This is a genomic window from Bradyrhizobium sp. CSA207 (assembly GCF_029051685.1).
Classification (GTDB): Bacteria; Pseudomonadota; Alphaproteobacteria; order Rhizobiales; family Xanthobacteraceae; genus Bradyrhizobium.
The window spans coordinates 226690-239882 of record NZ_JAACFT010000006.1; the positions used below are offsets into that span (position 1 = coordinate 226690).

Annotated in this window: 13 protein-coding genes; 4 read left to right on the forward strand and 9 right to left on the reverse strand. The window is 65.2% G+C overall.

Annotated features, from left to right (window positions below; translation table 11 throughout):
• Positions 1-5: 5 nt before the first annotated feature.
• Positions 6-1745, reverse strand: a complete 1740-nt coding sequence (locus tag GWG65_RS08915; RefSeq protein WP_275195042.1) for an outer membrane beta-barrel protein — start codon at positions 1743-1745, stop codon at positions 6-8.
• Positions 1746-1936: 191 nt separating this feature from the next.
• Here GWG65_RS08915 and GWG65_RS08920 point away from each other — a divergent pair, with 191 nt between their 5' ends.
• Positions 1937-2941: a KpsF/GutQ family sugar-phosphate isomerase gene (locus tag GWG65_RS08920; RefSeq protein WP_275195044.1), complete on the forward strand. Its 1005-nt coding sequence runs from the start codon at positions 1937-1939 to the stop codon at positions 2939-2941.
• Between the two features lie 105 nt (positions 2942-3046).
• Here GWG65_RS08920 and GWG65_RS08925 read toward each other — a convergent pair whose 3' ends face one another.
• On the reverse strand, positions 3047-3601 hold the full coding sequence (locus GWG65_RS08925; RefSeq protein ID WP_275195139.1) for a carboxymuconolactone decarboxylase family protein: 555 nt from the start codon (positions 3599-3601) through the stop codon (positions 3047-3049).
• Positions 3602-3698: 97 nt separating this feature from the next.
• On the opposite strand from GWG65_RS08925, the gene GWG65_RS08930 reads away from it, so the two are divergent.
• The gene (locus tag GWG65_RS08930) at positions 3699-4025 is read left to right on the forward strand and encodes a helix-turn-helix domain-containing protein (protein ID WP_275195046.1); all 327 of its coding nucleotides are present in this window, start codon (positions 3699-3701) and stop codon (positions 4023-4025) included.
• A gap of 189 nt (positions 4026-4214) precedes the next feature.
• Here the strand turns inward: GWG65_RS08930 and GWG65_RS08935 are convergent, their stop codons facing one another.
• The 4 genes from GWG65_RS08935 to hemH all read right to left on the reverse strand — a co-directional run bounded on the left by GWG65_RS08935 (position 4215) and on the right by hemH (position 7938).
• The gene (locus tag GWG65_RS08935; protein ID WP_275195048.1) at positions 4215-4658 is read right to left on the reverse strand and encodes an NfeD family protein; all 444 of its coding nucleotides are present in this window, start codon (positions 4656-4658) and stop codon (positions 4215-4217) included.
• A 25-nt stretch (positions 4659-4683) separates the two neighbouring features.
• Complete coding sequence (locus tag GWG65_RS08940; RefSeq protein ID WP_275195049.1) at positions 4684-5676, reverse strand: SPFH domain-containing protein; 993 nt, start codon at positions 5674-5676, stop codon at positions 4684-4686.
• Between the two features lie 239 nt (positions 5677-5915).
• Positions 5916-6890 carry an ABC transporter substrate-binding protein gene (locus GWG65_RS08945; protein WP_275195050.1) on the reverse strand — a complete coding sequence of 325 codons (975 nt, stop codon included), beginning with the start codon at positions 6888-6890 and terminating at the stop codon, positions 5916-5918.
• Positions 6891-6900: 10 nt separating this feature from the next.
• Positions 6901-7938 carry a ferrochelatase gene (gene hemH / locus GWG65_RS08950; RefSeq protein ID WP_275195052.1) on the reverse strand — a complete coding sequence of 346 codons (1038 nt, stop codon included), beginning with the start codon at positions 7936-7938 and terminating at the stop codon, positions 6901-6903.
• An 80-nt stretch (positions 7939-8018) separates the two neighbouring features.
• Between hemH and GWG65_RS08955 the strand changes: the two genes are divergently transcribed.
• Complete coding sequence (locus tag GWG65_RS08955) at positions 8019-8417, forward strand: MAPEG family protein (RefSeq protein ID WP_275195053.1); 399 nt, start codon at positions 8019-8021, stop codon at positions 8415-8417.
• A gap of 158 nt (positions 8418-8575) precedes the next feature.
• Here the strand turns inward: GWG65_RS08955 and GWG65_RS08960 are convergent, their stop codons facing one another.
• Genes GWG65_RS08960 through GWG65_RS08970 form a run of 3 tightly spaced genes read right to left on the reverse strand, consistent with a single transcriptional unit; the run spans position 8576 to position 12383 of the window.
• Entirely contained in the window at positions 8576-9667 is a 1092-nt protein-coding gene (locus tag GWG65_RS08960) for a nickel/cobalt transporter (RefSeq protein ID WP_275195054.1), read from the reverse strand.
• Positions 9664-10302, reverse strand: a complete 639-nt coding sequence (locus GWG65_RS08965) for a DUF1007 family protein (RefSeq protein WP_275195056.1) — start codon at positions 10300-10302, stop codon at positions 9664-9666. The genes GWG65_RS08960 and GWG65_RS08965 overlap by 4 nt, the downstream gene beginning before the upstream one ends.
• The gene (locus GWG65_RS08970) at positions 10302-12383 is read right to left on the reverse strand and encodes a M3 family metallopeptidase (protein ID WP_275195058.1); all 2082 of its coding nucleotides are present in this window, start codon (positions 12381-12383) and stop codon (positions 10302-10304) included. The genes GWG65_RS08965 and GWG65_RS08970 overlap by 1 nt, the downstream gene beginning before the upstream one ends.
• Positions 12384-12518: 135 nt before the next feature.
• Here GWG65_RS08970 and GWG65_RS08975 point away from each other — a divergent pair, with 135 nt between their 5' ends.
• Positions 12519-12773, forward strand: coding sequence for a hypothetical protein (locus GWG65_RS08975; RefSeq protein WP_275195059.1), 255 nt, complete (start codon positions 12519-12521; stop codon positions 12771-12773).
• Positions 12774-13193 lie beyond the last annotated feature (420 nt).

Sequence of the window (13193 nt, forward strand, 5' to 3'; positions counted from 1 at the left end):
CATCCTCAATTCTGCAGCCTCACCCCAACCATCACCACCGTGCCCTGCGAGCTCGAGCCCGGCTGGTTCGAGTCCAGGATGTCGTGGCGCAGAGTGCCCTTGACCCAGAGGTTGCGGTTGAGCTTGTAGATCAGATTGCCTTCGAGCGAGTAGGTCTTGTCGTTGCGGTTCTGGCCCTGGTAGTCGAGCGTGCCGTAGGTGAACTTGCCGACGGCCGTGAGCCAGCGGCGAAAGTCGTGGTCGACTTCGGCCGCATAGGTGCGCACCAGCACGCCGGAGGAGCCGGGGATGGTGGTCTCCGCGATCTGCGTGTCGGTGAAGAACTTCACCGTGGTCAGGCCGCTCGCATTCCAGATCAGCGAGCCCGAGGTGAGGAAGCCCGCGAGCTGGCTCAGGCGCGGATCGACATAGTTGCGCGCGGAATAGCCGACCGAGACTTCGCCAGTGAGGATGCGCGAGAACTCGAAGGACGAGCCGACCTTGCCATAGCCGCCGGATGAATCGCGGAAGTAACCGTTACGGTCGGCCGCCTGGTCATGCACGCGGCTGTCGCCCTGGATTTCGACGAACGGCTTCAGGCCCGGCTTCAGCTCATAGGAGAAACGGCCGACGCCGCCATACTGGTTGAAGTCGCGGTCGTCGTTGCTCGAGGTCGTGCCGTCGGTGAGCTTGGAGTTGGTGTAAGCGGTGCGATCGACGGTGGCGCCGGCCGCGACCTGGAAGCGGTTGAAGGTCTGGTCGAAGCCGAAGGTGCCGCCATAGGTGGCGTAGACCGGAAATTTCTGCAAGCCGGCCTGCACGTTCGGGCTGCCGGGATTGTCGGTGGCGAGCCTGAGGCGGAATTGCGAGGTCAGCTTGAGGTCGCGATCGACATCGAAGCGGCCATCGACATGGCCGGTGAAATCGGGGCGATCGACCTCGACCGGCGAGGGCGAGGCAAAGCCGTCGATCGTCGCCGGCATGTTGTTGGTGTAGCCCGAGAACGAGCCGCGCAAATCCGCGACCAGCGCGTGGCGTTCCCAGTCGGACACCACGAGCAGGTCGGGCGCGACCACATAGGCCGGCGAGCCGACCGGCTTGTTGAGGCGCGCCGGATTGGTGTCGTAGCCGGCCGAGAGTTCGAGCCCGCCCTTGATCAGGAAGCTGCCGACGTAGTCGCCAACCGCGCCGAACGGATCTTCGTCGAGCTTGAGGCGGCGGCGCAGCGGCTGGCCGGGCACAGTGCCGGCCATCGCTCGCGGTATCGGCGTCTTGTTGGCGGTGTCCGACGGCGGCGGCGCGATGCGCGGCGGACCGAGGCTCGCGACCGGTGTCGTAGGATGCACCGGCGAGCCTGGGCCGGCGCGCTTCGGCTTCGGCTGCCCCGGATAGAGTTTTGGCTGCTGCCGCTTGCGGTTGAGCGAGTCGTAACCTGAACCGCTGGCGCCGTTGGCGGCAGGCAGGCCGTAGGTCGGGACCTGACCGATGCGCGAACTCGCCGGTGCCTGCTGGCGCTTGCGTGGATCGGCATTGGGATCGGGTAGCACCGGCAGCGCATCCGTCGGCGCCTGCGGCACGCCGGCGGTGCGACGCGTCGGCAGCGTGTCGGGCGAAGCGAAGCCGCCGCGGCTCGGATTGAACAGATCGGGCGTGAGGCTCTGGGCCGTGGCCGGAGCACTCTCCAGCGCGGTCAGCAGCAGGCATGGCAAAGCGGCGCGGACGAGTTGCGCGCGTTTGCTCCGGCCCCTGCCTGGAGACGACCCCACGATAATATAACTCCAACGAAATCAGGCACTTCCACGATGGTCCGGCGCGAACAGCGGGAACCATCGTTAATGGAGTTAAAACAATTATGGTTAATGACCCGTTGAGGGTCTGGAGACCCGCGTCGCCTCGAAGGCCCCGGCGTGCTAAGGAGGCGCCGACCGGGCGATCGCCCACCTTCCTGGATCAAAGCATGCCGAGTTCGAAACCGCTGATGACCCCATCATCCGGCCCAGCCCCCAGTGTCGAATCCGCGCTCCGCACGCTGGAGACCGAGAGCGGCGGCATCAACGCGCTCGCCGCCGCGCTGCGCGGCCCGCTCGGCGCAACGTTTGCAGCAGCTGTCGACCTGATCCGGCAGGCCAAGGGCCGCGTCATCGTCACCGGGCTCGGCAAGTCCGGCCACATGGCGCGCAAGATCGCGGCGACGCTGGCCTCGACCGGCACGCCCGCCTTCTTCGTGCACGCCGCCGAAGCCGGCCATGGCGACCTCGGCATGATCACCACCGACGACGTCATCATGGCGCTGTCCTGGTCCGGCGAGCAGCCGGAGATGAAGAACCTCGTGAATTATTCGGCGCGGTTTGCGATCCCGATGATCGCGGTGACCTCGAACGCGGCCTCCTCGCTCGGGCAGGCCGCCGACATCGTCATCGAGCTGCCGAAGGCGCGCGAAGCCTGCCCGCACAATCTGGCGCCGACCACCTCGACGCTGATGCAGGCCGCGATCGGCGATGCGATTGCGATCGCCTTGCTCGAAGGCCGCGGCTTCACCGCGCTGGAGTTCGCGCATTTCCACCCCGGCGGCAAGCTTGGCGCCATGCTGAAATTCGTTCGCGACTACATGCGCACCGGCGCGGAAATCCCGGTGAAGCCGGCCGGCACCAAGATGTCGGATGCCGTGATGGAAATGTCGGCCAAGGGCCTGGGGTGCGTCTGCATCGTCAACGAGGGAGGCGAGGTCGCTGGCATCATCACCGATGGCGACCTGCGCCGCAACATGCGGCCCGATCTCTTGACGGCCTCGGTCGACGACATCATGACCAGGCAGCCGAAAACTGTGCCGCCCTCCATGCTCGCGACCGAGATGATCGAGGTGCTGAACACGCGCAAGATCACGACGCTGGTCGTGACCGAGGCGAACAAGGTGGTCGGCATCGTGCATCTGCACGATCTGTTGCGGGCGGGGGTGGCTTAGGGCGCCCTCTCTCTCTCCTCCGTGATTGCGAGCGCAGCGAAGCAATCCAGACTGCCGCCGCGGAAAGACTCTGGATTGCTTCGCTACGCTCGCAATGACGGGCGGTTAGACGGTTGGAAACCGCGCCGCCTTCTGCTCCAGCGGCAATCGCAGTCCGTTCGCCAGATACGACACCGTGCGATAGAAGCCGCACAGCAGCATGATCTCCAGAATCTGCGCCTCGTCGTAATGCGCCGCAAGCGCGGCGAACTCCGCATCGTCAAGCGTCGCGCGGTGATGCAACGCGTCGACCGCGGCGATCAGCGGCTGCTCGGCCGGCGACCAGCACGCTGACGTCGCACCGCCCTGCACCGTGGCGCGGACCTCGTCGTCGGTGAGTTTCGCCGGCCCGGCGAAGACCGCAACGTGCACGCCCCATTCATATTCGCATCCGGTCAGCGCGCAGGTGCGGTCGATGACGATCTCGCGCTCGCGCAAGGACAGCGGCCCGGGATCGAGCAGGCCGCCAGCGCGAAACTTGTCCCAGGCGCGGGCGTGGCCCGCCATCACCCGGAACAGCATCAGCGGCGGCGCGCCGCGCATGATGCGGTCGAACTGCATCTGGATCTCCGGGGGATAAGGCGGCGCGAGCGGCGCGACGCGGGGCGTGGCTTGAGACATGGCTTGAGACATGGCTTGAGACATGGTCCGTCTCCGGTGCTACAATTATCGTAGCGCATACGCTACATTATCTGTAGCAGAGCGCAAGAGGGTCACGATGGCGAAACAGGCGTCTTCCAGATCAAGCGGCGTCCGCGGCTCGCGCACGGGACGGCCGATCATGGCGTTGCTCGACCTCCTGGGACGGCGCTGGAGCCTGCGGATCCTGTGGGAATTGCGCGACGCCCCCCTCACCTCCCGTGCACTGCGGACCGCCTGCGACGAGGCCTCACCGACGGTGCTGCAAACGCGGCTGAGCGAATTGCGCGAAGCTGGGTTTGTGGAGCTCGGCGAGGCCGGCGGTTACGGCCTGACGCCGCTGGGGCGCGACTTGTGCGAGACGTTCATGCCGCTGCACCGGTTTGCGGAGAGGTGGAGGAAGTAGGAATCGAAGATGTAGCCAAGCACGCAGACTTCCCTTCTCCCCCTGTGGGAGAAGGTGGCGCGAAGCGCCGGATGAGGGGTCTCTCTCCGCGCACTCGCTTGCAGCAGATTCATCGCGGAGAGAACCCCTCACCCGTCTCGCCGCTGCGCGGCGAGCCACCCTCCCCCACAAGGGGGGAGGGGAAGAAAGCTACGCCGCGGCGACCGTCAGGTTGGCACCGTCGACCTGCACCACCTTCACTCTCGTCCCGGCCGGCGTATCCGGGCCGGAGACGCGCCAGACGGTGTCGCCGATGCGCATCGTGCCGCTGCCGTCGACGATCGGCTTCTCCAGCGTGAACTCGCGGCCGAGCAGCGCGTCCGCGCGCTTGTTGAGGAAGGGGCTTGCGCCGGTAGCGGACTTCGGCCGGGCGAGCCGGCGCCACACCGGGACGGCGGCGGCTGCGAACACTGCGAACATTAAGAGCTGGATCTGCCAGGACACGACGACAGCGAACGAGATCAGCCCGACCAGCAGCGCGGCCAGCCCGAGCCAGAACAGAAACACGCCCGGCGCCAGCACCTCCAGCGCCATCAGGATGAAACCGAAGATCAGCCAGTTCCAGGTGCCGAGCGAAACGAACATGTCGGTCATGACACGACCTCTATGAATAATGCCGTCACCTCGGCGGAACCGCTGGCGTGGGAGCCGTGGGTGGCACCGAGCCGCGGCGAGCGGCGGCCGCGACGGATGCCGCGCTTTCGCCGAACGTTGCCTTTGCGATCTCGCCGATGCCGGCGAGCGAGCCCAGCATGCTCATCGCTTCAACCGGCAGCATGATGATCTTCTGGTTCGGCGAGTCGGCCAGCTGCCCGAATGCCTTGATGTACTTGTCCGCGATGAAATAGTTCAGCGCTGCGACGTCGCCTTTGCTGATGGCTTCGCTGACCATCTGGGTCGCCTTGGCCTCGGCCTCGGCCAGGCGCTCGCGCGCCTCGGCATCCCGGAAGGCGGCCTCGCGGCGGCCTTCGGCCTGGAGGATCTGGCCCTGCTTGGCGCCCTCGGCGCGCAGGATCTCGGACTGGCGGGCGCCTTCGGCCTGCAGGATGTCGGCACGCTTGACGCGCTCAGCCTTCATCTGTCGGCCCATCGCCTCGACGAGATCGGCCGGCGGCACGATGTCCTTGATCTCGATCCGGTTGACCTTCAACCCCCAGGGCGAGACCGCGGCATCGACCACCCGCAACAGGCGCTCGTTGATCTCGTCGCGATGCGACAGCACCTGGTCGAGATCCATCGAGCCCATCACCGAGCGGATGTTGGTCATGGTCAGCACGATAATCGCCTGCTCGAGGTTGGAGACCTCGTAGCTCGCTTTCGCCGCGTCGAACACCTGGAAGAAGGCGACTCCGTCCACCGTCACGGTGGCGTTGTCCTTGGTGATCACCTCCTGCTCGGGAATGTTGATCACCTGCTCCATCATGTTGATCTTGCGGCCGACGCGATCGAAATAAGGCACGATCAGGTTGAGCCCCGGCGTCAGCGTCTGGGTGTATTTGCCGAACCGCTCGATGGTCCAGTCATAGCCCTGCGGCACCGTCTTCACGCCGGCAATGAGCGTGACGATGACAAGCAATACCAGCACAATCGCGAAAATGTCGAAACCGCTCATATGTCCTCCAAGGCAGGAAAAGAACCTTTCCCGCGCTGTCATTGGTCGGGATCACGACCCCAACGGTTCAGCGAGGGGTTAGCGGTCGCGACTCACGTCGGCACCGGCGCAATTCTGCACAACACGTACCGTGAGGGAACGGCCACGATTAAGTATTTGCAAGGCGCTCTTGAAAGCGTGCAGGCGCGGACCTAGGCGGCCAGCATTAGCGTTTCTAGCCTACCGCGTCGCCGACAAGCCTATTCGATGACGTCGTTCGCGAGTGCGAGCAGGCCGGGGGCAATGGTGAGGCCAAGCGCCTTGGCCGCCCTCAGGTTGATCGCGAGCTCGAATTTGGTGGGGTTCTGGACCGGAAGATCGGCCGCTTGCGCGCCCTTCAGGATGCGATCGATATAGGAGGCGGCGCGGCGGAGCTGCTCGACGCTGTCGGTGCTGTAGGACATCAGCCCGCCCTCGTCGACGAAGGTGCGGCTCCAGTACACCGCGGGCACGCGCGCTTGCGCGATCGCGGCCAGCAGGGGCGCGCGATTGGCCATGGTGAAGAAGTCCGGCAGGATCAAGAAGCCGCCGTCCTTCCGCGATGCCAGCGCGGCGATCGATGCGGCGTCATGCACCGGCGCGGGCTCGACGGTCACATCGAGCTTCTGAGCGGCGTCCTCGACCGTGCGCAGCATCAGGCCGGCGAACGGGGCGGTGGCGGGATTGTAGACGACGAAGACACGGGCGGCAGGCGGCGTAACCTGCGCCAGCATTTCCAGCCATTTGCCGGCCAGCGGGCCGTCATAATCGGTGAAGCCGGTGATATTGCCGCCGGGATGGGCAAGGTTCTGGACAAACCCCTGGCTGACGGGATCGGTGACGACGGCGAACACGATCGGCGTCGTCGCGGTGCGCTGGCGCAGCTCTTCCACAGACGGCGTGCCGACTGCGAGCAGGATGTCGGGCTTGAGCGCGACCAATTCATCGGCGAGCCGCGCGATGCGCGCCCGGTCGCCGCCACCGCTGCGCCAGTCGATCTCGAGGTTGCCGTGCTCCTTCCAGCCGTGCGCGGCGAGCGCCTCGACCAGGATGGCGCTGCGGGTCTGCCCGACCGCATCATCGTCCGCCGTGACTGAGAGCACGCCGAGCCGGCGCGTCGCGGCCGACTGCGCCAGTGCCGACGACGGCAGCGTGGCAAGCGTCCCAAGAAGCCCCAAGACGTCGCGGCGATTCATCCGGCGCCCATCAGATCCAGCCCTGAAGCTCACGCAGCACCAGGGCGCGGATCACATCCATGCCGGGTTCGCTATCATTGAGGCAGGGGATCGCGGAAAACTGCTCGCCACCATTATGCTTGAAGATCTCGGCATTCTCCTGCGCGATCTCCTCCAGCGTCTCCAGGCAGTCGGCGGAGAAGCCCGGCGTCACCACGGCAATGCGGCGCACGCCTTCCCTGGCGAGCCGCTCCATCGTCTTGTCGGTGTAGGGCTGGAGCCACTCGTCATTGCCGAAGCGTGACTGGAACGTCAGCAGCAGCTTTGTCGCGTCCATGCCGAGCCGGCGGCGCAGCGCCTCGGTGGTGGCGACGCATTGGCCCTGGTAGGGATCGCCCTTGTCGACATAGGATTTCGGCATGCCGTGGAACGAGGCGACGATCAGCTCCGGCTTGAACGGCAGCGTGGCGAGATGCGCCTCGATCGAGGTCGCAAGCGCCTCGATATAAGCCTCGTCCTCGTAATACGGCGGCGTCACCCGCAACGTCGGCTGCGCGCGCAGGCGGGAGAGCACACGGAACACTTCGTCGCAGACGGTGGCCGAGGTCGGGGCCGAATATTGCGGATAGAGCGGCACGGCGAGGATGCGTTCGCAACCCTTGGCGATCAGTGCTTCGATGCCCGACTGGATCGAGGGATTGCCATAGCGCATCGCCCAGTCCACGACGACGTGGCTGCGGTCCGATAGCGCGGCTGCAAGCTTGTCGCCCTGCGACCGCGTGATGGTCTTCAGCGGCGACTCGTTTCTCTCGGTGTTCCAGATCTTCAGGTAGTCGAGCGCCTTGGTCCGGGGGCGGCTGCGCAGGATGATCCCGTTCAGCACGAGCTTCCAGATCAGGCCCTGGTCCTCGATGACGCGGGGATCGGAGAGGAATTCCTTCAAATAGACGCGCACCCCGGGGGCATCGGCCGTATCGGGCGTACCGAGATTGACCAGGAGCACGCCGACCCGCGGCAGCCCGGGTTGCACCGCTGGCTTCGCGGTCGCGATGGGGACAATGGTCGTCATGGTAAGTTGCGTCGCGCGTTGCTCCGAACTTGTCAAGTTTGGGCCGGTTTCGCTAGGGTCGGTGCACAGGGGGAGGAACCATGACGCTTGCGGAATGGTGCGTTTTCGGAGCGCTGCTGCTCTATCTCTTAACGATCGCCTCGATCAAATGGATCAGGTTTCGCGCCTTCGACAATTCGCGGCCGCGCGATCCCGCCTTCTATGAGGACGCCATCGCGCAGCGCGCGCTCGGCGCGCACCAGAACGGCATCGAGACCTTCCCATTCTTCGCCTTCGCCGTGCTGCTCGCCGAATTCCGAGACTCGCCGCAGCGCCTGATCGACGAGCTCGCGGTGCTGTTCTTGATCGTGCGGATCGCCTATGTGCTGACCTATCTCGGCAACCGCCCGACACTGCGCTCCATCCTCTGGAGCATCGGCTTTGCCATCAATCTTGGGATCTTCTTCATGCCGATGTTGAAGCGGTTTTTGCCGGTGTGACCTTCTTACCTTCTCCCCTTGTGGGAGAAGGTGGCGCGAAGCGCCGGATGAGGGGTTAGATCCGCGAGCTCATTGATAAAGAGGAATTCGCGGAGAGAACCCCTCACCCCGCTTCGCTTTGCGAAGCGACCCTCTCCCGCAAGGGGAGAGGGAAGAGCTCAAAAACACGTCGTTCGTTCGGCCGCGATATAGCCGAACAGCAGGCCCGCGCCGAACAGCAGCACGAGGCCGGCGGCGCCGAATTCGATGCCGCGCATGAACAGCGCGCCGCCGCCGTCGCGCCCGGCGCTCAGGCGGCCGGCGACGTCCTTGGCGAAAACGGCAACGACCGCGATGGCTGCAACCGTGATTGCGGTACCGAGCCCCATCAACAGGGTCGCGGCGATGCCGGCCCAGAACAGCCCCTGCGCCAGCGCGAACACCAGCACCAGGATCGCGCCCGAACATGGGCGGATGCCGACGGTCAGGATCGCGGCGAATCCGCGCCGCCAGCCGCCGGGCCCGGCGAGCTCACTCGGCGCGGGACCATGGGAATGGCCGCAATGCTCGTCGTGGACGTGGTCATGCCCATGCTGGGCATGGACGTGACCGTGATCGTGGTCATGATGATCATGCGCATCATGGTGGTGATGGCCGTCATCGTGATGATGCGGCACGCCCGCGATCGCCGGCACGGGCTGGGCGGCCTGGAGCGCACGGATCAAGGTGCCGCCCTTGACCCAGACCAGACGCAGGCCGAACAGCGCGATCAGGGCGTAGCTCGCGATCTCGATGGCGCCTTCCGCCTTGCACATCGTCTTGGCGGTCGCATTCAGCACCCAGGCCGAGATACCGACGATGAGGATCGCGACCAGCGACTGCATCAATGCGGACGCGAACGACAGTACGATGCCGCGCCGCGCGGTCTCGCGGTTGGCGACGAGATAGGAAGCGATCACTGCCTTGCCGTGACCGGGGCCTGCAGCGTGGAAGATGCCGTAGGCGAACGAGATAAAGAGCAGCGTCCACACCGCCGAGCCGTCGGTCTTGGCAGCGCGGATGGTCGCGGACATCTGCCGATAGAATTCCGACTGTTTTGCCAATAGCCAGCCGATGACGCCACCGACTTCGGGCTCAGCCGCCGACCGGGGCGCGCCGAACGGATTTTGCGCGAGGACATTGTGGAGCGCCGCATCGGCCACGCCAGCGACGAGGAGAACCGCAGCGCAGGCGATCAGCCCGCGCCCGAGAGGAGAGAGATGCCGCTTCAAGGGCAATCCACCGTGATCTTGTTGGCGAACATCATGCCGAAATTGGCGTTCTCGCCGCTCATGAAGGTCTGCTCGTTGAGCTTCTGCGCGCTCGCCGTGCCGTCGCTCGGGCGCTCCAGCTTCATCTGGCAACCGGCGGGCGCACCGACCAGCTTGACCGGATTGTCCTTGGCCATCTGGAAGTCGATGAAGAAGGAGCGGTCGAACACTTCGAGCATCAATTGCCTGGGCTTGACCGGATTCTTCAACGGCAGCGTGAAGTGCAGGGTCAGCACCGTATCCTTGTAGTCGAGGAAATAGTCGACCGGCTCCTGGAATCGCTCCTTCTTGCCGTCGGCTCGCGCGAAGGTGAAGTAGGCATATTCCTTCAGCGACTCGACATTGGTCTGCGCCAGTGGCCCGAGCTCTTCGCGCGTGTAGGCCCCCTTGGTCTTGCCCTCGAGCCCCTGCACCGCATAGGCCGAGAACATGTCATCGAAGGTCCAGGCGTGGCGAACGCCGGTGATCGTGCCGTCGGCTGCGTAGAGCAATTCGCTGCTCGCGGTGATCCAGACATGCGGATGCGCCCGCGCCGCGCTGCCTGCGAGCGTGAGGCCGGCGGCGAGCAGCAATCCGAACGGGGCGCGCATGCCCATCAGGCCGCCTTTGCGTCGTCGAGCAGGCCGCGACGGCGGAGCAGCGCGTCGGGCTCCGGCGGGCGGCCGCGGAACGCCTCATAGGCGGCCTCCGGATCGACCGATCCGCCCGAGGAATAGATGTCGTCGTGCAGACGCTTGGCCACGGTGGGATCGAAGATGTCGCCGGCCTCCTCGAACGCGCCGAAGGCGTCGGCGTCCATCACTTCCGACCACATGTAGCTGTAATAGCCCGCGGCATAATGATCGCCGGTGAAGATGTGGCCGAATTGCGTGGGCCGGTGGCGCAGCGAAATCTCCTCGGGCATGCCGATCTTCTCCAGCTCCTTCTTCTCGAAGGCACGCACGTCCTGCGCGGCCGAAGCCGGCTGGGTGTGGAATTCGAGGTCGATCAGGGCCGAGGAGACGAACTCGACGGTGGCAAAGCCCTGGTTGAACTTTCGCGCGGCAAGGAACCGTTGCAGCAGGTCGTCGGGCAGCGGCTCGCCGGTCTGATAGTGGCGGGCAAACTGCTGGAGCACCTCGGGCCGCTCCTGCCAATGCTCGTAGAGCTGGGACGGCAGCTCGACGAAGTCGGTGAAGACGGAGGTGCCCGACAGTGACGGGTAAGTCACGTTGGAGAGCATGCCATGCAAGCCGTGGCCGAACTCGTGGAACAGGGTCCGGGCGTCGTCGGGCGACAACAGCGAAGGCTGGCCGTCGGCGCCCTTGGCGAAATTGCAGATGTTGAGGATCAGCGGTGCGATCTCGCCGTCGAGCTTCTGCTGGTCGCGCAGCGAGGTCATCCAGGCGCCGGAGCGCTTTGACGACCGGGCGAAGTAGTCGCCGTAGAACAGCGCCTTGTGCTTGCCGTCCCGGCCCTTCACCTCCCAGACCCGGACGTCCGGATGCCAGACCGGGACATCCTTGCGCTCTTCGAAGGTGATGCCGAACAGGCGCGTGGCGCAGTCGAAGGCAGCCGCGATCATATGATCGAGCGCGAGATAGGGCTTGATCGCGGCGTCGTCGAAATTGGCGCGCTGGAGGCGGAGCTTTTCGGCGTAGAAGCGCCAATCCCAAGGCGCGAGCTTGAAATTGCCGCCCTCTTGCGTGATCAGCGTCTGCATCTCGTCGCGGTCGGCCAGCGCCCGGGCGCGGGCGGGTTTCCAGACCCGTTCCAGCAGGCCGCGCACCGCCTCCGGCGTCTTGGCCATGGAATCCTCGAGCCGGTAGGCGGCGAAGGTCGGATAGCCCAACAGCCTGGCGCTCTCCTCGCGCAGCTTCAGGATCTCGACGATGATCGTGTTGTTGTCGTTGGCATTGCCATTGTCGCCGCGCGCGACGAAGGCCTTGTAGATCTTCTCGCGCAGGTCGCGCCGGCCTGCGCTCTTCAGGAACGGCTCGACCGAGGAACGCGACAGCGTAACGATGGCCTTGCCGGCCATGCCGCGCTCTTCTGCCGCGGCCTTGGCGGCGGCGACGAAGCTCTCGGAAAGGCCCTGCCGGTCGCCCTCGCCGAGCTCCATGAACCATTCCTGCTCGTCGCCGAGCAGATGATGGCTGAAGCCGGTGCCGAGCTGGGCGAGCTGTTCGTTGATCTCGGCCATGCGCGTCTTGGCCTCATCGGAAAGGCCGGCGCCGGAGCGGTGGAAGCGGGTGTAGGTCCGTTCCAGCAGCCGGATTTCCTCCGGCGTGAGAGCGAGATTGGCGCGGTTCTCGTGCAGCTGGGCGATGCGGCCAAACAGCACGGCATTCATCGTGATCGGATTCCAGTGCCGCGCCATCCGCAACGAGACCTCCTTGTCGATCTCCAGGATGGCCGGATTGGAATGCGCCGAGACGAGGTCGTAGAAGACCGCGGTGACCTTGTTCAACAGCTTGCCGGAGCGCTCCAGTGCCGTGATGGTGTTGGCGAAGTCCGGCACCGCCGGATCGTTGGTGATCGCCGCGATCTCGGCGGAATGGTCGGCGAAGGCCTGCTCGAAGGCCGGCAGGAAGTGCTCCGGCTTGATCTCGTCGAACGGCGGGGTCGCAAACGGCGTCACCCAGGCCTTCAGCAGCGGGTTGGTCTCGGAGTCCGTAGTCTGGCGGAGTTCTGACATCACAAGTCCCGATTTCTGAGCCGATTTGTCGGGGCCAGCTATAGCACGCGATGGGGCTTTTTTGGGCCATTTGGCCTTGCTCCCGGCGGGCTTTTCGGGGAGATTGCGGCCCTCGAAGCCACGGACCTTGAACCCATGAACGCGCCTTCCTCGTCCTCCCGTCAGATCGTCTGGCCGAGCGTCATCACCGTCATCAGCGCCGCCATCCTGATCGGCGCCGAAGTGTTCGGCGCGGCCTTTGCCGGCGGCTGGGCGCTCGCGATCCTGTTCGGGCTCGGCGATCAAGGCGCGCATATCCTCCAGGCCGCGCTGTTCGCACTCGGCGTCCTCGTCATGACCGCGTTCGTCCGTGGAGCTCAGCGCGTCGAGCCGTTCACGAAGCGCGGCTGAAGCGCGCACGCGCGCGAGACGCGCGCTGCACGGAAAAACTTAACGCCTGTTCATGTTCGGCGTCGCCTGCGCGACACAGCGCAAGCAGATGTTAGGCAATTCGGTTCGCAGCCTAAAAAAATTCTTGCGAAGCAGAGTCAAAACGCTTATGTGCGGACTTGCCCAATTTCGCACGTGCCTGTGGTCGTGTGTCAGTCGGTAGGTATCCGGACAAGAGGCCGGACAGCCGCCAAGGGGTGAAGAAGCCGAGGGGCTCTTCGGAAGCGCCGAAATCGGAAGACTGAAAAGTCGGAAGATGAAGCGAACCCGAAGCGTCCAGCATCTCTCTCAAGAGATGCCTTGTCGAAGGTGACTTTACTCTTTGCAACCGTGACTGGCAGCCGGAGGCGAACCGGCGCACCCCGCTCTCAACGGGGGACG